The organism is Kitasatospora sp. NPDC001132 (genome assembly GCF_053598415.1).
On sequence record NZ_JBSFKF010000016.1, the window covers coordinates 16,194 to 35,034 of the forward strand.

Sequence of the window (18,841 nt, forward strand, 5' to 3'; positions counted from 1 at the left end):
GGCAGAACCGCCGCGGGCCCCGACCACCGGTGAGCGGTCGGGGCCCGCGACGCCGGGAGCGGTCAGCCGGTGACGCTCGGCGCGCCCGTCTCCAGGTGGCCGGTGAACCGCTGGGACCAGCTGCTGTCGGCGTCCACCGTGACGGTGAAGTCGTACCAGCCGTTGGTGTGAGCCACCGCGTTGAAGAAGTCGTCGACGCTGCCGCCGGCCGGGACCTGGTACGTCCAGGGGCCGTCCGTCCGGTAGTTGTTCGAGGCGATGGTGAAGGTCATCGGCGTGCTGCCCGAGTTGGCGAGCTTGAACCAGAGCGCAAGCTTGCCCGTCCCCGGCTCGACCGCGTACGAGGCGGTGACGGCCGCGCTCTTGCCCGCCTTGGTGAGGTCGCCGGTGAAGCGGCGCAGGAAGCGGTTCGGGCCGACGACGGTCAGGTCGTACTTGCCGCTGCCGAAGCCGTTGGTGCCGCAGTTGAAGAAGTCGGTGGCGGGGCTGCCGGAGTCGACGGTGTACTGCCAGGGGCCGCCGCCGCGGTAGGCGTTGGCGTAGGCCGCGAAGTGCGCGGCGCGGGCGGCGCCTTCGTTGGACATCTTCACCCAGACGTGCATGACACCACTGGCGTCGGCGTCCCAGTGGTCCAGGTTGGCGTTCGGCTGGTACGGCAGGGCGCGCGCCGGGCGGGTGCCGGGCTCCTGCACCGGCAGCTGGTTGTTCACCGGGGCCGGGTTGGGCAGCGGGCCGCAGGCGGACAGGCCGATGGTCTGCGAGGTGTCGGGCAGCGCGGGCAGGCCGTACACCGGGTTGGCGAAGTCGAACACGCTGGTCAGGTCGCCGCAGACCTTGCGGCGCCAGTCGCTGATGTTCGGGCAGGTGGCGGGCTTGCCGAGGGCGGCCGTCCAGACCTCCAGGAAGCGCAGCACCGAGGTGTGGTCGAAGGTCTCGGAGTTGACCCAGCCGCCGCGGGTCCAGGGCGAGACGGCGATCAGCGGGACGCGGAAGCCGAGGCCGATGTTGGTGCCGTTGTAGAACTCGCCGGGGGTGCCGGCCGGGGCGGCCGGCGGCGGGACGTGGTCGAAGAAGCCGTCGTTCTCGTCGTAGTTGAGGAACAGGACGGTCGAGTCGAAGACGTTCGGGTCCGCGTTGAGCGCGTCGATCACCATGTGGACGAAGTGCGCGCCGTCGGCCGGGGTGGCGTACGGGTGCTCGGAGGAGGCCTGGTCGGCGACGATCCAGGAGACCTGCGGGAGGGTGCCGGCCAGCACGTCGGCCTTGATCGCGGCGGCGATGTCGTCCGGGGTCCGCCCGGTGGCCTTGGGCACCGAGCCCATGCCCTTGACGGCCAGCGGGCTGCCGGCCGCGGCGCCCGTGAAGTTGCTGAAGTACGCCAGGGCGTTGTCGCCGTAGTTGTCGGCGGCGTTCTGGTAGACCTTCCAGCTGACGCCCGCGCTCTCCAGCGCCTCGGCGTAGGTCTGCCAGCGCAGGCCCTTCTCGTCGCCGCCGTCGTAGGCCGGGCCGCCGGCGGCGCCGGCCGGGTCGATCTGGCCGGACCAGTGGTAGGTGCGGTTGGGGCCGGTCGCGCTCAGTACGGAGCAGTGGTAGGCGTCGCAGATGGTCCAGTTCTCGGCCAGCGCGTAGTGGAACGGGATGTCCTGGCGGGTGAGGAAGCCGAGCGTGCGGACGTTGCCCTTGGCGGCGACCCAGGAGTCCAGCTTGCCGCCGTTCCACGCCTTGTGCTGGTCGGACCAGCCGTGGCTGAGGTCCCCGTTGCACTGGGCCAGGCGCTCGGGGTCGGCACCGCCGGCCGGCTTGGTCTGGCTGAACTGCCACGGGTACTGCCGGCCGAACAGGCCGTTCGGCTGGTTGAAGACGCTGTAGCCGCCGGAGATCTGGATGGCGCTGCGGTCGGCGAAGCCGCGCACGCCGCGCAGCATGCCGAAGTAGTGGTCGAAGCTGCGGTTCTCCTGCATGAGGATCACCACGTGCCGCGCGTCGGTGATGGTGCCGGTCGTGCTGAGTGCGGTGGTGGCGGCGGTCACGGCCGTGCCGCTCGGGGCGGCCCCCGCGGCACCGGTGCCGGTGCCGGCCACGGCGAGGCCCGCCGCGGCGGCACCGGACAGCGTGACGAACTTCCTTCGACTCAACTCGGCCATCAGCCCGGCCCGTCCCTTCGCTGGCGATGTTGTGTACACAAGTCGGGGCTCACTCGATCGCGCAGCAGTCTCCACCGTGCGCGAGGCGGCCCACCAGATGCGCGCGGCAGGATTGGCGGACTGTTCCTCCGGGTGTCACCGGGCGACGCCCGGCTGAACGGGCGGAGGAGGACGGACACATCCCGGGGTGTTCAGCGGTCCTTGACCTCGATCCCCAGCGCGTGGGCGAACTGCGGCGCCAGTTCCAGCAGTTGGGTGGAGCTGATGACCGCTCCCCGCAGCCCCTGGTGGCCGTCGACCAGTCCGAGCCGGACGGCCCCGCGCAGGTCGGTCCGGCTCAGCGTCGCGCCGCGCAGCCGGACCTCCTCCAGCGTGGAGCCGGGGAAGGACACGCCGGTCAGCTTCGCCTCGCCGAAGTCCACGTCGCGCAGCAGGCAGTCCTCGAAGACGACGTCCCGCAGGACGGCCGAGCGCAGGTTGACCGCCTCCAGCTTGCAGCCGCGGAACACCACCCGGCGCAGCGCCGAACCGTACCCGGCGACCCCGGCGAGCACCCCACCGACGAAGGCGCTGTCCTGCCACTCGGAGTCGCTCAGGTCGCAGGCGACCCAGCGGCCGGCCTGCACCCAGACCTCGTTGAACCGGGCCTGGCGCAGCTTGACCCCGCTGAGCGCGACGCCGGTGAAGGCGCACTCCAGGAAGGCCGCCCCGGCGCCCGACTCGTCGCTGTGCTCGCCGCCGTCGAAGTGCGCGGTGTCGTAGCGCTCGTCGCTGCGCAGCGGCCCGCCGTGCGGGCGCAGCAGCTCGGCGTACGGAAGGTCGGCGAGCCGGTCGGGGACGGAACGGGGCATGGCGGTGGCTCCTGGCGGTCGGGGGCGGAGGGGTCTCGCCCGCATGCTCGCACGCGGCACCGACAGCCCCCGGCGGCGCACCGACGCGGCGGTGCCCCGGACCGGCCGCACCGACGCGGCCGGTCCGGGTCTCACGGCCCGGGCCGTGGGAAGGCTCCGGGTCAGCCGCGCACCCAGAGCGAGTTGACCCGGGTGCGCTCGGCGCTGTTCGGGTAGGGGTTGGTGCAGGAGGTGCCGGGGCCGCCGCCCGACATCAGCTCGCTGCACGGGCCGGAGTAGTGGTCCGGCAGGCCGAGCACGTGACCGGTCTCGTGCGCCACCACGCGCACCGAGCTGTACTGCTGGTTCTGCGCGTAGTCGAGGAAGACGTAACCGCGCCCGTGGCCGTTGGTGCTGGCGTAGGAGCCGCGGCTGTCGTTGCCCTCGTAGTAACGGAAGTCGGCGGCCGAACCGGACCGCAGCTGGACGTTGGTGACCGAACTGTTCCAGATCTGCGCGGCCTGGGATATCTGGTTGCGGAAGGACGGGGCGGAGCTGGCGTCGTAGGTGACGGTGACGGTCGCCAGACCCGGGTTGGCGGCCTGCTTGGCCTTGGCGGAGGCCATCACGGCCTGGAAGAAGGCCTGGTTGTCCGCCGCCTCCGCGGCCGAACCGGCGTACGTCGTGGCCGTGTAGCCCTGCACGGCCGGGGCGGCCGGCGCCGCGGCGGCGGCGGCGGCGGTGGTGGTGGGCAGGACGGCGAGGCCGGCCGCGAGGGCGAGGCCGAGGGTGGCGGACAGCACGGATCGCTTCATGTGGGGGCTCCGATTCCTGGGGTGACGTGGCCGGTTGGGGGCCGGCCACGGGGAACACCTGGTCAACGGGTGGTGTCCCCAGAGCTTCGGGCAACCCGGTGCGTGCGCGGATGATGCCAACCCGCGATAGCACGATCCAATACCCCTGCCGTGGAACGGAATTGAGTCGTCTTTTCCTCGGCTTGACTCATTCGTGCCCCTGGCATTCCGTTCCGGCGGCGGCTAGGCTCCGTGCGGGGAAGTACCCGGAGCGGCGGGCCGCCCGATTCCGGCCGGGCGGCCCGCCGCGCCGAACCCGCCTGCGGGCGTGTCAGTCGCGCGCCGCCAGGCCGTTCGACCAGAGGTAGTCGACCTGGCCGCGCTCGTTGCCGTCGGGGTACGGATTGGTGCAGGACGGGCCGGGGCCGCCGCCCGACATCAGCTCGCTGCACGGGCCGGAGTAGTCGTCGGGCAGGCCGAGCACGTGACCGGTCTCGTGCGCCACCACGCGCAGCGAGCTGTACTGCTGGTTCTGCTGGTAGTCGAGGAAGACGTAGCCGTGGCCGTGCCCGTCGGTGCTGGCGTACGAGCCGCGACTGTCGCTCCCCTCGTAGTACGAGAAGTCGCCGTTGCCGCCGGTCTCCTGGAGCCGCACGTTGCGCTCCGAGCCGTTCCAGATCTGCGCAGCCCGGGATATCTGACTCGTGAAGGAGGGCGCGTTCGCGGTGTCGTAGGTGACGGTGACGGTCAGCAGCCACGGGTCGGCGGCCTGCCGGGCCTTGGCCGAGGCCATCACGGCCCGGAAGAAGGCCTGGTTGTCCGCCGCCTCCGCGGCCGGACCGGCGGACGTCGAGGGGGTGTAGCCCTGGAGGGCCGACCCGGCCGGGGCCGCTGAGGCCGCGGTGGCGGGCAGGGTCGCGAGGCCGGCCGCGAGGGCGAGGCCCAGTGCGGCGGACAGCACGGATCGATTCATGTGGGGGCTCCGGTTTCGCGGCGCGCCGGCTCGCCGGGGCCGGTGGGGCCGGGCCCGGGACGGCGCGCGGTGGGGGCCGCCCCGACGGTGTGGCCGGGACGGGTTGCTGCCCACCGAGCTTCGACCCGCCCGGTGCCGTCACGGATGATGCCAACCGGCGATAGCACCGCCGCATGACCGCCCGGTTCGCCGCACGCCGGGCCGGTCGACCGGCCGGTCGGTCCGCCGACCGGCTCTTCGGCACGCCTTGAATACCTGTCATGTCCTTGGCGATACGGTGCGGCGACGTCTATGCTCCGGACGTGGAGCTCGACGTGAGACACCTCCGGGTGCTGTGCGCGATCGCCGACAGCGGCAGCCTCCGCAAGGCCGCGCTCCAGCTCGGCATGACCCAGCCCTCCCTCACCACCCAGCTGCACCGCATCGAACGGGCCATCGGCGGCACCCTGTTCACCCGCGAGCAGACCGGCAGCCGGCCCACCGCGCTCGGCCACTCGGTGCTCTCCCGGGCCCGGCCGGTGATCACCGAGATGGCCGCCCTGGTGGCCGCCGCCCGCCAGGAGGCCCGGGACTCGGCCGGGCCGGGACGGCAGCGGCGGCTGCGGATCGGCAGCGTCGGCAGCCGGGCGGTCGCGGCCTGGCTGCGCCGGGTGCACGAGCGGCTGCCGGACACCGACACCACCATCCACGTGGACGTCTCGGCCGGCGCGCTGCTGCGGATGGTCGCCGCCGACCAGCTGGACGTGGCCTTCGTGTACGAGTGCGAGGGCTTCCCGCTGCGGATGCCGCCGGACGCCGAGCACCGGGTGCTGATGGCCAGGGAACCGCAGTTCGTCGCGCTCGCCGCCGGACACCCGGCCGCCGCCCGGCCGGTCGTCCACCTGACCGACCTCGCCGAGGACACCTGGATGGTCGACCCGACCGCCGACCACGAGTACGCGGCGATGCGCCGGGTGTTCAGCGAGGCCGGGCTCAACCCCCGGGTCGTCCAGGTGCGGGACAACGCCACCGCCGCCGAGCTGGTCGCCTCCGGCGAGGCCGTCCGCCCGTGCCAGCCGACCTCGTTACCCGGCCCCGGCACGGTGGTCCGCCCGGTGCACGGAGACCCTCTGGCCGTCCGGCTGCTGTTCACCTGGCGTCCGCGGGTGCTCAGCCCGCCCGCCCTGGACGCGCTGTACGGCGAACTGCGGGCCGCCTACCTGGATCTGGCCAGGGTCAACCCGGCCTACCTGGACTGGCTGGCGGAGCACGAGCCGGTGCTGCTGGAACGCATCGGCTAGCCGGCGCCCGCCCGCCGGCCCCGCGCCCACACGCCCGCCCGCCGGCTCTCCCTGCCGTGGATCAGCACGCCCACCGCCACCGTCAGCGTGCAGACCAGGCCCGCCGCGAGCACCCCGGAGCCGCCGAACGCGGTGCAGGCCAGCACCAGCGCGGCCCCCACCGGCGCGACCGCCTGGGCCGCCGCACCCCGCTTGGTGTGCCGGGAGTGCAGGAGCCAGACCGTGAGCAGGTAGAGCGCGGTGGGCACGGTGACGGTCGCGGTGGCGGCGGTGTCCGAGATGTGCGCCTGGCGCACCGCCGACTCCACCGCGACCTCCAGCCCGGTGCCGATCGCCGCCGCCGAGCCGAACACCAGGTAGTGCCCGTAGCCCCAGACCAGTGCCTGCCGGTTGGAGCGCAGATGCTCGTGGACGGACCGGGCGAAGTAGATCCACCAGGCCGAGAAGCAGATCAGCAGCCCGCCGGCCGCCACCGGCACCAGCCGGCCCAGGTCCTCGTGCTCGTCCACCGCCGACTGCACCGCGACGGTGGCCGCGGCCACCGTCTCGCCGAGCACGATCAGGGTGAACAGCCCGTACCGCTCGGCGATGTGGTGCGGGTGCCAGGAGGTCCGCATCCGCAGCTCGGCGATCACCGGCACGGCCAGCTCGCACAGCACCCCGAGCGGGATGGCGTACGGGCGGACGTCGTGCGGCAGGAACAGCGTCACCACCCAGCCGACCTGGCAGAGCGTGATCCCCGCCGCGTAGCCCAGCGCGACCCTTCGTGCCAGGCCCTGCTCGCTGGCGGCCGCGCGCAGCCACTGGGTGACCATCGCCAGCCGCATCACCACGTAGCCGGCGATCGCCAGCGTCAGGTCCTGGGTGGCGAACAGCCGCGGCACCCCGGCGGCGAGGATCAGCACCCCGGCGATCTGCACCAGCGTGGTGATCCGGTACGGCACGTCGTCGACGTCGTACGCGGAGGCGAACCAGGTGAAGTTCATCCAGGCCCACCAGATCGCGAAGAAGGCCAGCGCGTAGCCGCGCAGCCCGTCGCCGTAGTGCCCGGCCGCCAGGGCGTGGGCCAGTTCCCGCCCGGCCTGGCCGACCGCGACCACGAAGCAGAGGTCGAAGAACAGCTCCAGCGGGGTGGAGACCCGGTGCGGCTCGTGCCGGTCGCGCGGGACCATCCGGCGCACCGGCGGCGGATCGACGGGGTGGCTGTGGGGTGCCGCGGCAGCGGGGTCACTGGCCATCGGAGCTGCTCCGGAGTCGGGAAGGGGGGCGGAAGTGCCTGTCCCGCGCATCCTGGCAGCGGTCCGGGAGGGGCGCACGCATCGGCGCGGCAGGTGTGCACGCGCGGGCACGGCGGTGTGCGCGCACGGACCAGGGGCGGGAAGCCCCCTCACAGCCGGGCCACAATGGCCAGAATGCCCCTTTTTTCCTTGCTGTCAGCCGTAGTTGACGCTCCGGTGCGCGAACCGGGTGACAGCTCGGCGGATTTCCGGGCGTGCCCCGCGCGCTGCCTCGCGGGCGGCCGGAGCGCCGCTAGATTCTTCCCCGGTTGGAAGAGCGCGGGCCCTGCCGGGCCCCACGACACGGGCGGTCTGCGGGCAACGCGGAAGGTCAAGGCGGGTGGTCGGGCAGCGGGGGCGGCAGAGCCGGTCCCCCCGCGCCCGCTCCACCGGCCTCGTGATCACCGCGCTGCTCGCCAGCGCCTGCCGTGCGGCGGCCGGGCCCGTTCGGGCGGCGGCTACTTCTCCCAGCCGACCTTGCTGTAGTCCTCCTGGGCGAGGCCGAAGGCACCGTAGTTGGCCAGCCCCTTGCGGGTCGCCACCACGGCGGGCCGCTGGTAGAGCTCCACGGTGTGGCCGAGCTCCCAGATCTTCGCGTCCGCCTGGTTGTAGAGCTTCGCCGCCTCCGCCGGGTCGACCGTCCCGGCCGCCTTCTTCAGCAGGGCGTCGATCTCCGGGGTCCCCAGTCGCGAAGGGTTGCTGAAGGTGTTGTCCCCCACCGGCAGACGGAAGTTGGCCAGGCTCTTGGAGTTCGGGAACGAGTCGGTGTTGCGCCAGCTCGCGATGTCGAACTTGCCCGGGGTGACGTACTTGGCGAAGTAGTCGTTGGCCGCAACCTTGTCCAGGTCGACCTTGACCCCCACGGCCTGCCACATCGCCGCCGCCGCGGTGGCGAGGTCGACCTGGGCCTGCTGGGTGCCGTCGCTGAGCACCCAGTGCAGTTCCAGCGGCTTGCCGTCCTTGGTGCGCGGCTGGCCGCTGCCGGACTCCTTCCACCCGGCCTCGTCCAGCAGTCGCTTGGCCGCGGCCAGGTCGAACTTCGCCCACTCGCCGGAGTTGTCCTGGTAGCCGGCCTGGTTGGGCATGATGATGTGGTTGCCGAGCGGCTTGAACTCCACCGGCACCCCGTTGTTGGCGATCTTGATCAGCGCCGAGCGGTCGAGCGCCCTGCCGAGCGCCTGCCGGACCTTCCGGTCGGCGAGCGCGCCGGTGCCGCCGAAGGAGATGTGCACCTCGTCCCACGGGCTGGCGGCCCGGATCACGGTGTCCTTGGCGTTCTTGAGCTGCCCGTACGCGGTGGCGGTGCCGGCCGAGGCGAAGTCGATCTCGTTGTTGAGGTACGCCTGGATGCTCGCGGCCTTGTCCATCACCCGGAAGGTGATCTTGTCGAGCTTGGGCCGGGTGCCCCACCAGGCCGGGTCCGGCACCAGGCTGATGGTCTGCGCGGTCTTGTCCGCCACGCCGATCTTCAGCGGGCCCGCGGTGATCGGGACCTTCTCCACCCAGCCCTTGTTGAAGTCGTCTGGGGTGGCGATGCCGGCCGCCGGGATCAGCGGGCGGAACAGGTTCTGCCAGTCCGCGTACGGCTCCGAGAAGGTGACCTTGACCTCGCTCGGGTCGGCGCCCTGCTCGACCGCGGAGATCAGCTCGTAGCCGGAGGGGTCGTAGATGTTGTACGCCGGGTCCTTGCCGTTGCCCGCCTGCCAGTCGGCCTTGAAGTCCAGGTAGCTCAGCGGCTTGCCGTCGGACCACTTGGCCTTGGGGTTCAGCCTGTACGTGACCACCTGCGGCGAGACCGAGGTGACCTTGGCCTCCACCAGGTAGTCCGGGTCCGCCTGGAAGGCGCCGGAGGCGTCGGTGCGGAAGAGCGAGGGCTCCACGGCCCGGATCAGGTTCACCGTGTCGGTGTAGGAGCCGCCGTCCACCTGGAGCGGGTTCCACTGGGTGATCCACTGGTCCAGCTGGAAGCGCACCTCCCCGCCGTCCCTGATCTGGTCCAGCGGCTTGACGTTGATGTCCTGGGAGTCCTGTCTCGGCGGCTCGCTCTTGGCCACGCCGTCGGCCGACCCTCCTCCGCCCGAGGTGCACGCGGTGACCGCGAGCGCGACGGCGACGGCGAGGCCGGCCGCCCGGCCGAGACGGCGGGCCGTACGGGAAGCGTCCATGAGGGTCCCCCTGGGATCGATGACGGGAGTTGGGGCGCGCGAGGTGTGACGGGGCTTGAGCGTGGGCAGCCAATTCGGCACCGAGCGAGCAGAACGTAACAGCCGATCAGATCCGCCACCAGGGGGAGGAGCGCACACCTGATCCAGAAGTCACGGGCGGCAACACGGCCGCAACACCGCCTCAGCGCGCCGGTGCTTCACTCTGACCTGCGCTTACCCAACCCCCTTTTGAGTCACGCCAACTGACGCCCCGACCGGGGGCCCGGACCGAAGGCCACACCCGATGCCCACCAGACGCGTCGGCCCCACCCGCACCGCGACGGGCGGCCATTGATGCTCCGCTACCTCGCGAAGCGGTTGAGCTACTACGCGGTGCTGCTGATCGCCGCCGTCTTCCTGGCGTACGCGATCTCCGCGACCGCGCTGCAGCCGCGCACCTACTTCGAGGCCAAGGTCCCCCGGCCGTCCGTCGAGTCGGTGGAGCGCCAGCTCACCGCGCTCAATCTGAACGACCGCACCCCGGTGGTCGAGCGCTTCGGCCACTGGGCCGGCGGGCTGCTCGACGGCGACCTCGGCCGGACCATCCACGACACCCCGGTCACCGACGACTTCGGCCGCCGGGTCTGGGTCTCGCTGCGGCTGCTGCTGCTCGGCAGTCTGCTGGGCATGGTCCTCGGCGTCGCCGTCGGGGCGTGGAGCGCGGTGCGCCAGTACCGGATCTCCGACCGGCTGCTCACCGTGCTGTCCTTCGTGCTGCTCTCCACCCCCGTCTTCCTGGTCGCGCTGTTCCTCAAGAACGGCGCCATCGCCGCCAAGGACGCGGCCGGCCACGAGGTGATCCCGTTCACCGGCTACGAGACCCCCGGGCTCACCGGCGGCCTCGGCACCCACCTCGCCGACTGGGCGCTGCACCTGCTGCTGCCCACCGTCTCGCTGGCCCTCGGCGGCCTCGCCACCTACAGCCGCTACCAGCGCGGCACCATGCTCGACGTGCTCGGCTCCGACTACCTGCGCACCGCCGAGGCCAAGGGCCTGACCCGCGGCCGGGCGCTGCTCAGGCACGGACTGCGGACCGCGGTGATCCCCATGTCGACCATGTTCGCCTACAGCTTCCTGGGCATCTTCACCGGCGCGATCTTCACCGAGACGATCTTCGGCTGGCACGGCATGGGCGAGTGGCTGATCAAGTCCATCAACGAACAGGACGTCAACTCGGTGGTCGCGATCAACCTGTTCACCGCCGTCGTCGTGCTCGCCTCCGGCTTCCTCGCCGACACCCTGCACGCCGCCCTCGACCCGCGCGTGCGGTCCTGACCGGAGGAGAGCCGAGATGACGACCGTCACCACCGCCGAGCCGGCCGAACCGTCCGGGCCGTCCGGGCCCGCCGAAGCCGGCCCACCCGCCGGCCCACCCGCCGGACCGCCCCGGGCCGCCGGCCGCGGCCGGCTCGTCCTGTCCCGGCTGCTCGCCGCCCGCGGGGCCGTGGTCGGCGCCGTCGTGGTGCTGCTGCTGTTCGCGCTCGCCTTCGGCGGGCCGTACCTGACGCCCTGGGACTACGCCGCCCCCGACTTCTCCGCGCTCCACCAACCCCCGTCCGCCGAGCACCTGTTCGGCACCAACGGGGTCGGCCAGGACGTCTTCGCGCAGACCGTCCGCGGCCTGCAGAAGTCGCTGGTCATCGGCCTGCTGGTGGCGCTGTTCTCCACCGTGCTGGCCTCGGTGGTCGGCGCCTGCGCCGGCTACTTCGGCGGCTGGACGGACCGGGCGCTGATGTTCCTGGTGGACCTGCTGCTGGTCTTCCCGGCCTTCCTGATCATCACCATCGTCTCGGCCCGGCTGAAGGGCGCCGGCTGGATCGCCTTCGTCCTGCTGCTCGCGCTGTTCAACTGGATGATCACCGCCCGGGTGGTCCGCTCGATGACCATCTCCCTGCGGGAGCGCGAGTTCGTCCGCGCCGCACGGTTCATGGGGGTGCGTCCGCTGCGGATCATCAGCCGGCACATCCTGCCCAACGTCGCCTCCTTCCTCATCATCGACGCCACCATCGCGGTCGGCGGCGCCGTGATGAGCGAGACCGCGCTCTCCTACTTCGGCTTCGGGGTCAAGCCGCCGGACGTCTCGCTCGGCACCCTGCTCGCCGCCGGGACCGGCGAGGCCCCGGTGTTCCCCTGGCTGTTCTACTTCGCCGCCGCGCTGCTGGTGCTGTTCGTCCTCGCCGTCAACCTGATCGGGGACGGGCTGCGCGACGCCCTCGACCCCACCTCCGGGGCCGCGCCCCGCCGTTCACGCCGCACCGGTCGCTCCCGCCGCACCGGTCGTTCCCGCCGTACCCGCCACTCCGCCGGCCGTAGGAAGCACCCGTGACCACCACCGTCGAAACCCCGCTGCTCGCCGTCCGGGACCTGCGGGTGGACTTCGCCGGGCCCGACGGCCCGGTCCCCGCCGTCCGCGGGGTGGACCTCACCCTGCGGCGCGGCGAGACCCTCGGCATCGTCGGCGAGTCCGGCTCCGGGAAGTCCGTCACCGCGCTGTCCGTGCTCGGACTGCTGCCCGGCACGGCGCGCGTCAGCGGCTCGGTGCGCCTGGACGGACGGGAACTGGTCGGACTGCCCGGCCGGGAGCTCGCCGCGATCCGCGGCCGCCGGGTCGCCATGGTCTTCCAGGACCCGCTCTCCGCCTTCACCCCGGTCTACCGGATCGGCGACCAGATCGCCGAGGCGGTCCGCATCCACCAGCGGGTGGACAAGGCCGCCGCGCGCCGCCGGGCCGCCGAACTCCTCGACCTGGTCGGCATCCCGGCGCCCGACCGGGCCCTGGACAGCTTCCCCCACGAGTTCTCCGGCGGCATGCGTCAGCGCGCCATGATCGCCATGGCGGTCGCCAACGAGCCCGACATCCTGCTCGCCGACGAGCCCACCACCGCGCTCGACGTCACCATCCAGGCCCAGGTGCTGGACGTGCTGCGCACCGCCCAGCGGGAGACCGGCGCGGCACTCGTCCTGGTCAGCCACGACCTCGGGGTGATCGCCGGAACGGCCGACCGGGTCGCGGTGATGTACGCCGGCCGGGTGGTCGAGACGGCCGCGGTGGACGAGCTGTTCGCGGCCCCGCGCCACCCCTATTCGCTCGGTCTGATCGGCGCGCTGCCCCGGCTGGACGGACGCGGCGGTCCGCTCGTGCCGATCCCCGGCATCCCGGCACCGATGGCCGAACTGCCCCAGGGCTGCCCGTTCGCGGCGCGCTGCCCGCTGGCGCAGGAGCGCTGCACCCCGGCCGAGCCCGCCCTGGAAGGGGCCGACGGCCACCTGTCGGCGTGCGTGCGCTCGGCGGAACTCGCCGAGCGGCGGCCCGCACCCGCCGAGGTCTACCCCGTACCGGAGGTGCCCGCCGGCGCCACCGGCCCCGGCGACCGTTCCGCCCGTACCCCGGTGCTGTCGGTGAGCGGCCTCGGAAAAACGTTCCCTCTCCTCAAGGGCACGGTGTTCAAGCGCAAGGTCGGCGAGGTGTACGCGGTGGACGGCGTCGACCTGGACCTGCGGGAGGGCGAGACCCTCGGCCTGGTCGGGGAGTCCGGCTCCGGCAAGTCCACCACGCTGTTCGAACTGCTGCGGCTCGGCGCCCCCGAGACCGGCCGGATCGAACTGCTCGGCCGGGACACCGCCGCCCTCACCCGGGCCGAGGCCCACCGGCTCCGCGCCCAGTTGCAGATCGTCTTCCAGGACCCGATGGCCAGCCTCGACCCCCGGATGCCGATCGGCGACATCGTCGCCGAACCGCTGCTGGCCCAGCGCGCCCCGCGCGAGGAGATCGCCCGCCGGGTGCCCGAGTTGCTGCGCCAGGTCGGCCTCGACCCGGAGCACGCCGTCCGCTACCCGCACCAGTTCTCCGGCGGCCAGCGCCAGCGCGTCTCGATCGCCCGGGCGCTCGCCGTACGGCCCAGGCTGCTGGTGCTGGACGAACCGGTCTCCGCGCTGGACGTCTCCATCCAGGCCGGGGTGCTCAACCTGCTGCAGAGCCTCAAGGCCGAGCTGGGCCTGTCCTACCTGTTCGTCTCGCACGACCTCTCGGTGATCCGGCACCTCGCCGACCGGGTCAGCGTGATGTACCTCGGCCGGACGGTCGAGCAGGGTGAGGTCTCCGCCGTCTTCGACCACCCCCGCCACCCGTACACCCGTGCCCTGCTCTCCGCCGTCCCGCTCCCCGACCCCGCCGCCGAGCGCGCCCGCGACCGCATCCTGCTGGCCGGCGACCCTCCCCCGCCCACCGAGCGCCGCACCGGCTGCGTCTTCCGCAGCCGGTGCCCGCGCTACGCCGCGCTCACGGCCCCTGCGGACCGGGCCCGCTGCGACCGGGAGCGTCCCGCCCTGGTCGGCGGCGCCCCGGGCACGGCCCAGCAGGCGGCCTGCCACTTCCCGGAACCCGGAAACGGCCACATGGAGTGATCGCTCGAACACGATTCGGCGGATCCGGTCGGCGCCGTGTAATGTCTTCGACGTCAGCAAGCGCCGCTAGCTCAGTTGGTTAGAGCAGCTGACTCTTAATCAGCGGGTCCGGGGTTCGAGTCCCTGGCGGCGCACATGGCAAGGTCTCAGGCCGTCCACTCCGGTGGGCGGCCTGAGGCGTTTTCCGGCCCGGGTGGGCCGGCCCCGCGCCCCCTGGGGTGACACTTCGACGGCGCTTCGACGGCGCCTCAGCGGGTGTCGAGCACCGCCGAGGCGACCGCGTCCGGGCGGTCGAACATCACCAGGTGCCCGGCCGGGGCGGTGATGCGGAAGTCCGCCCCCAGCAGGGCCGCCAGCTCCCGCTGCCGGGCCAGCCAGTCCTCGGTGCGGCGGGTCCGGCAGCCGTCGTCGGCGGCCAGCACGGTGATCGGCAGGTCCTCGGCCAGCGGCCTGGTGCGCCGCAGCCCGTCCAGTTCGGCGGCCGTGTCGAGGTAGCGGACGTTCTCCCGCAGCATCGCGCGCAGGGCCCGCCCGGTGCGGTAGCAGTGCCGCACCAGCGGCGCCGGGGCGAGGTCCTCCCGGTGGACGGTGGACAGCCGGGCCGTGGTCCGTCGGACGGTCGGGCCCAGCAGGTAGGGCACGGCGAGGGCGGTGGCGGCGCAGGCCACCGCCCGGGCCGCCAGGTCGCGCGCGCCGGGCGCCGGGTACGGCCGGGGCCGCGCCTCCATGCTGCCGTCCACCAGCACGAGTCCCGCGGTGCGCTCGGGGTGCAGCCGGGCGAAGGCCTCGGCATGGAGGCCCGCGAGCGAGTGCCCGACCACCGTGCAGGGCTCCCGCAGCCCGAGGCCGTCCAGCACCGCGCGTATTCGCCCGGCCTCGCCGGCCGCCGTCGGGGCGGGCCGCCCGGCGGCGGGTTCGGCGGCGCTCAGCCCGTAACCGGGCCGGTCGAAGCGGACCACGGTGCGGTAGGGCGTGAGGAAGGGGACGACCAGGTCCCAGTCGAACCAGCTGCTGCCGAGGCCGCCGGAGAGCAGGCAGACCGGGCCGCTGCCCTCGGTGCGGACGTGCAGCGGGACGCCGTCGATGCGCAGGAAGCGCGCCCGGTTGCCGGTCCGCGCTCCGGGGGCGCTCATGTCGGCCTCCGGTCCCGGGACGGCCCGGCAGGGCGGCGCCCCGGCATGGCGTCCTGGTGCGTCCGGTCGGAGGGGTCCGACGCGTCCGGGGCGTCCGACGCGTCCGGGGCGTCCGACGCGTCCGGGGCGTCCGACGCGTCCGGGGCGTCCGTACGGGCGGAGCGGGCGATGCCCAGAGCCAGCAGACCGAGCCAGATCGCGACCAGCAGCACCTGCAGCCGCTGCCCGGCCCCGAGCGCCCAGGTGCCGCGCCCGGTCTGGAAGGCGGCGATCGAGGCGAGGCTCCAGCCGGTGGCGAGGAGCTCGGCGCCCAGCAGCCAGGGCCCGAACCGGCGCACCGGCGGCCACCAGTGGTAGCGCCGGGCGGCCACGGTGAGCGAGACGAGCGCGGTGAGCGCCCCGGCCATGGCGAGGCTGCTGGTGACGGCGTGCGCGGTGTGGGTGGCGGGGACGAGCCCGGCGGTCTCCCGGGCGGCGCACATCTCGTCGCTGGTGGGGGCGCAGCTGAGCGGCAGCCGGGAGTCGGCGGCGGTCGCGGCGCCGAACAGGGCCAGCGCGGACCAGCCGGCCAGCGCCCAGCGGTGCCGCCGGGAGGCCCCGGCCTGCCCGGTGGCGAGGGCGGTGCCGGCGGCGGCGAGCAGGCAGAGCCCGGCGGCGAGGTCGGTGGCCCGGAACAGGCCGCCCAGCGGCTGGTCCTCGGCGGCGAGTTCGCTGATGTACGCCTGCACCGGGTCGAGCCCGGTGCTCAGCACGACCTCCAGCACCCAGGCGGTGTACGCCACGGCGCTGAGCAGCAGCAGGGTGGCGGCCGTCGTCCGCGCGGCGCGGTGTCCTGGCTGGTGGCTGGGCACCGTTCCACCCTAACCAGCGGTGAACTCCACACCAATCGGAAGGAAAGGTGCGGATCGGGCGCCGGGCACCGGGGTGGTTCGAGGCACCCCTCGGAAGCGTGTATTGTTTTCCAGGTCAGCAGGCGCCGCTAGCTCAGTTGGTTAGAGCAGCTGACTCTTAATCAGCGGGTCCGGGGTTCGAGTCCCTGGCGGCGCACAGACAGTTGGGGAGCCTCTCGCAACAGCGAGGGGCTCCCCGATTTTTTGGCCTCCGACGTCCGATTTGCGTGTGATGTCGGTCTCGATTGGCGATCCGCCGGAGCCATCCGGCCCGGTCTGCTCGTCCAGGGCGGTAGAACCGGAATCGGGACAAAGGTCCCCAACCGCCGATGTCACCGTCCGTGCCGGCTGCGTCGACGCACCCGCAGGAAAGGCCGCGCTTTGTCCAGAAACGCCCAGAGCGGCCGTCGCACGCCGTCGATCAACCTCCGCCCGGTCAAGCGGTTCAAGCGCTCCACCGGCCCGGTCGGCGGGTCCGGTGGGCCCGGCGGGTCCGGCGGGTCCGGCGGGTCCGGCGGCAAGAAGGCGCGCCGTCCCAGGCGCACCGGCTGGCGCCGGCTGATACCCACCTGGCGGATGACCCTGCTCGGTTTCGGCTCGGCGCTGCTGCTCGGCATCGGCCTGTTCGCGCTGGGGATCGCCCTGGTGAAGGTGCCGGACGCGCACGCGGCCGCGACCGCCCAGAGCAACACCTGGCTCTACTCGGACGGTTCGGTGCTCACCCGCACCGGCCAGACCAACCGGCAGAACGTCGGCCTGGACAAGGTCTCCCCCGCCGCCCAGCACGCGGCGCTGGCCGCCGAGGACCGGAACTTCTACGACGAGGGCGCGGTCAACGTTCAGGGCCTGGCCCGGGCCGCGATCAACACCGCCAAGGGCGAGGGCACCCAGGGCGGCTCCACCATCACCCAGCAGTACGTGAAGAACACGTACCTGAACCAGAAGCAGTCGATCACCCGCAAGGTGAAGGAACTGTTCATCGCCATCAAGGTGGACGCCACCGAGAGCAAGGACGACATCCTCTCCGGCTACCTGAACACCTCCTACTACGGCCGCGGCGCCTACGGCATCCAGGCCGCCGCCCAGGCGTACTTCGGCGTCGACGCGTCCGCCCTCAACGCGGCCCAGGGCGCCTACCTGGCCACCCTGCTGAACGCCCCGAGCGCCTACGACGTCGCCACCGCGACCGCGGCGGGCAAGCAGAACGCCGTCAACCGCTGGAACTACGTGCTCGACGGCATGGTCAAGGAGGGCTGGCTCTCCGCGGAGGAGCGTGCCGGGACCACCTTCCCCGACGTCCGGGACCCTCAGCCCAACCCGGGTCTGTCCGGCCAGGCCGGCTACCTGGTCGACGCGGCCACCCAGTACCTCACCTCCAACGGGGTGATCAGCGAGACCGAGCTGGCCAAGGGCGGCTACACGATCAAGCTGAGCATCGACCCGGCCCGCCAGCAGGCCCTCCAGGACTCCGTCCAGGCCCAGCTGCACGACACCCTGAGCCCGGACAAGCGGAAGAAGGACGCGGCCGCCCAGGCCGGAGCCGCCTCCGTCGACCCGAAGACCGGTGCGGTCGTCGCCCTGTACGGCGGCGTCGACTACGTGAAGCACTACGTGGACAACGCCACCCGGCGCGACTACCAGGCCGGCTCGACCTTCAAGGCGATCGCGCTGGCCGCCGCCCTCGAGAACGACGCCAAGACCCAGGACGGACGCACCATCACCCCGAACACGGTCTACGACGGCACCAGCGGCCGGAAGGTCCGCGGCGGCAAGGGCACCCCGTACGCGCCGCCGAACGAGGGCGACAAGAGCTACGGCCAGATCACTCTCCAGCAGGCCACCGACTGGTCGGTCAACTCGGCCTTCGCGCAGCTCGCGCAGGACACCGGGCTGCAGAAGGTCAAGGACACCGCCGTCGCGCTGGGCCTGCCCGGCAACACCCCGGGGCTCGACCCGGTGCCGTCCATTCCGCTGGGCGCGGCCACCCCGAGCGTGCTCGACATGGCGGGCGTGTACGCCACCCTGGACAACGGCGGCAGGCAGATCACCCCGTGGCTGGTCCAGGCGGTGGACCGCGAGGGCGAGAACGTCGCGCTGCCCGCGCACAAGACCACCCAGGCGATCAGCGAGGACACCGCCAACGAGGTCACCTCGATGCTCCAGGGCGTGGTGAGCGACCCGGGCGGCACCGGCTGGCGGGCGAAGGCGCTCGGCCGGCCGGTGGCGGGCAAGACCGGCACCACCGACGACCAGAAGTCGGTCTGGTTCGTGGGTTACACCCCTGAACTGGTCACCTCGGTCGCCCTGTTCGGGCAGGACCCGGGCAACGGCTCCCAGGTCAGCCTGAGCGGCGTCGGCGGCATCGACGGCGCGGCCGGCGGCCAGTACCCGGCCCAGATCTGGACCAGCTACATGAAGGCCGCGCTCAAGGGCCAGCCGGTCAGCGACTTCCCGACCCCGGCCGGCGGCGCCTCCTCGGGCGCCACCGACCTGCCGAGCGCCCCGAGCACGCCGAGCAGCGCCCCGACCACGAGCGCCCCCACCGGCACTCCGAGCACCGGCCCCACCACGGCGCCGGGCGACGGCTCGACCCCGTCGGGCGGCACGGACGGCGGCGCGACCACCGCCCCGACGCCTCCCCCGACCGAGCCCACCACCCAGCCGACCAGGCCGCCCCGGCCCACCTCGCGGCCGACGCCGACCACCCAGCCGACCACGGCCCCGACCACGCAGCCGACCGCCCCGACCGGCGGCGGGACGGACGCGCTCGCGGGGACGGGGGCTGGGGCGTCGGGCGGGTCCAGGGGCTGACGGACGGGTCCGGACACGTCGGAGCCCTGGGGCCCCGGGAGCCTTGAGGCTCTCGGGGCCCCCAGGCGTTCCGGGGCCGTGGGAGCTTCGGGACCCTCGGA

At 73.0% G+C, this 18,841-nt stretch carries 13 protein-coding genes and 2 tRNA genes; 7 read left to right on the forward strand and 8 right to left on the reverse strand.

Annotated elements, in window-relative coordinates; genetic code table 11:
• Positions 1-62 precede the first annotated feature (62 nt).
• The 4 genes from ACWDBE_RS21495 to snpA (ACWDBE_RS21510) all read right to left on the reverse strand — a co-directional run bounded on the left by ACWDBE_RS21495 (position 63) and on the right by snpA (ACWDBE_RS21510) (position 4,741).
• Complete coding sequence (locus ACWDBE_RS21495) at positions 63-2,144, reverse strand: phosphocholine-specific phospholipase C (RefSeq protein WP_449808800.1); 2,082 nt, start codon at positions 2,142-2,144, stop codon at positions 63-65.
• Positions 2,145-2,335: 191 nt separating this feature from the next.
• Positions 2,336-2,995 carry a pentapeptide repeat-containing protein gene (locus ACWDBE_RS21500; protein ID WP_449808801.1) on the reverse strand — a complete coding sequence of 220 codons (660 nt, stop codon included), beginning with the start codon at positions 2,993-2,995 and terminating at the stop codon, positions 2,336-2,338.
• Between the two features lie 161 nt (positions 2,996-3,156).
• On the reverse strand, positions 3,157-3,789 hold the full coding sequence (gene snpA / locus ACWDBE_RS21505; protein WP_449808802.1) for a snapalysin: 633 nt from the start codon (positions 3,787-3,789) through the stop codon (positions 3,157-3,159).
• A gap of 310 nt (positions 3,790-4,099) precedes the next feature.
• Positions 4,100-4,741, reverse strand: coding sequence for a snapalysin (gene snpA, locus ACWDBE_RS21510; protein WP_449789652.1), 642 nt, complete (start codon positions 4,739-4,741; stop codon positions 4,100-4,102).
• A gap of 302 nt (positions 4,742-5,043) precedes the next feature.
• Here snpA (ACWDBE_RS21510) and ACWDBE_RS21515 point away from each other — a divergent pair, with 302 nt between their 5' ends.
• Positions 5,044-6,021: a LysR family transcriptional regulator gene (locus ACWDBE_RS21515; RefSeq protein ID WP_449789653.1), complete on the forward strand. Its 978-nt coding sequence runs from the start codon at positions 5,044-5,046 to the stop codon at positions 6,019-6,021.
• On the opposite strand, the gene ACWDBE_RS21520 is transcribed toward ACWDBE_RS21515, so the two are convergent.
• Together ACWDBE_RS21520 and ACWDBE_RS21525 are read right to left on the reverse strand one after the other, a co-directional pair.
• Complete coding sequence (locus ACWDBE_RS21520; RefSeq protein ID WP_449789654.1) at positions 6,018-7,259, reverse strand: low temperature requirement protein A; 1,242 nt, start codon at positions 7,257-7,259, stop codon at positions 6,018-6,020. The two genes, ACWDBE_RS21515 and ACWDBE_RS21520, sit on opposite strands and share 4 nt — an antisense overlap.
• Positions 7,260-7,756: 497 nt before the next feature.
• Entirely contained in the window at positions 7,757-9,463 is a 1,707-nt protein-coding gene (locus ACWDBE_RS21525; protein ID WP_449789655.1) for an ABC transporter family substrate-binding protein, read from the reverse strand.
• A 333-nt stretch (positions 9,464-9,796) separates the two neighbouring features.
• On the opposite strand from ACWDBE_RS21525, the gene ACWDBE_RS21530 reads away from it, so the two are divergent.
• The 4 genes from ACWDBE_RS21530 to ACWDBE_RS21545 all read left to right on the forward strand — a co-directional run bounded on the left by ACWDBE_RS21530 (position 9,797) and on the right by ACWDBE_RS21545 (position 14,040).
• Entirely contained in the window at positions 9,797-10,777 is a 981-nt protein-coding gene (locus ACWDBE_RS21530; RefSeq protein WP_449808803.1) for an ABC transporter permease, read from the forward strand.
• A gap of 16 nt (positions 10,778-10,793) precedes the next feature.
• On the forward strand, positions 10,794-11,828 hold the full coding sequence (locus ACWDBE_RS21535) for an ABC transporter permease (protein WP_449808804.1): 1,035 nt from the start codon (positions 10,794-10,796) through the stop codon (positions 11,826-11,828).
• Positions 11,825-13,906, forward strand: a complete 2,082-nt coding sequence (locus ACWDBE_RS21540; RefSeq protein WP_449808805.1) for an ABC transporter ATP-binding protein — start codon at positions 11,825-11,827, stop codon at positions 13,904-13,906. Before ACWDBE_RS21535 ends, ACWDBE_RS21540 begins: the two co-directional genes overlap by 4 nt.
• Positions 13,907-13,966: 60 nt before the next feature.
• A tRNA-Lys gene (locus tag ACWDBE_RS21545) sits at positions 13,967-14,040 on the forward strand.
• A gap of 114 nt (positions 14,041-14,154) precedes the next feature.
• On the opposite strand, the gene ACWDBE_RS21550 is transcribed toward ACWDBE_RS21545, so the two are convergent.
• Both ACWDBE_RS21550 and ACWDBE_RS21555 read right to left on the reverse strand, forming a co-directional pair.
• Positions 14,155-15,039: an alpha/beta fold hydrolase gene (locus ACWDBE_RS21550; protein ID WP_449808806.1), complete on the reverse strand. Its 885-nt coding sequence runs from the start codon at positions 15,037-15,039 to the stop codon at positions 14,155-14,157.
• Complete coding sequence (locus ACWDBE_RS21555) at positions 15,036-15,890, reverse strand: DUF998 domain-containing protein (RefSeq protein ID WP_449808807.1); 855 nt, start codon at positions 15,888-15,890, stop codon at positions 15,036-15,038. Before ACWDBE_RS21555 ends, ACWDBE_RS21550 begins: the two co-directional genes overlap by 4 nt.
• A gap of 122 nt (positions 15,891-16,012) precedes the next feature.
• Between ACWDBE_RS21555 and ACWDBE_RS21560 the strand changes: the two genes are divergently transcribed.
• Positions 16,013-16,086 (forward strand) — tRNA-Lys (locus ACWDBE_RS21560).
• 224 nt (positions 16,087-16,310) lie between these two features.
• Positions 16,311-18,740, forward strand: a complete 2,430-nt coding sequence (locus ACWDBE_RS21565) for a transglycosylase domain-containing protein (protein ID WP_449808808.1) — start codon at positions 16,311-16,313, stop codon at positions 18,738-18,740.
• The last annotated feature ends 101 nt before the right edge of the window (positions 18,741-18,841 follow it).

Bases quoted from the DNA above. Each gene is read 5' to 3' on its own strand.
- ACWDBE_RS21495 (WP_449808800.1), bottom strand. From the start codon at position 2,144: ATGGCCGAGTTGAGTCGAAGGAAGTTCGTCACGCTGTCCGGTGCCGCC.
- ACWDBE_RS21500 (WP_449808801.1), bottom strand. From the start codon at position 2,995: ATGCCCCGTTCCGTCCCCGACCGGCTCGCCGACCTTCCGTACGCCGAG.
- snpA (WP_449808802.1), bottom strand. From the start codon at position 3,789: ATGAAGCGATCCGTGCTGTCCGCCACCCTCGGCCTCGCCCTCGCGGCC.
- snpA (WP_449789652.1), bottom strand. From the start codon at position 4,741: ATGAATCGATCCGTGCTGTCCGCCGCACTGGGCCTCGCCCTCGCGGCC.
- ACWDBE_RS21520 (WP_449789654.1), bottom strand. From the start codon at position 7,259: ATGGCCAGTGACCCCGCTGCCGCGGCACCCCACAGCCACCCCGTCGAT.
- ACWDBE_RS21525 (WP_449789655.1), bottom strand. From the start codon at position 9,463: ATGGACGCTTCCCGTACGGCCCGCCGTCTCGGCCGGGCGGCCGGCCTC.
- ACWDBE_RS21530 (WP_449808803.1), top strand. From the start codon at position 9,797: ATGCTCCGCTACCTCGCGAAGCGGTTGAGCTACTACGCGGTGCTGCTG.
- ACWDBE_RS21535 (WP_449808804.1), top strand. From the start codon at position 10,794: ATGACGACCGTCACCACCGCCGAGCCGGCCGAACCGTCCGGGCCGTCC.
- ACWDBE_RS21550 (WP_449808806.1), bottom strand. From the start codon at position 15,039: ATGAGCGCCCCCGGAGCGCGGACCGGCAACCGGGCGCGCTTCCTGCGC.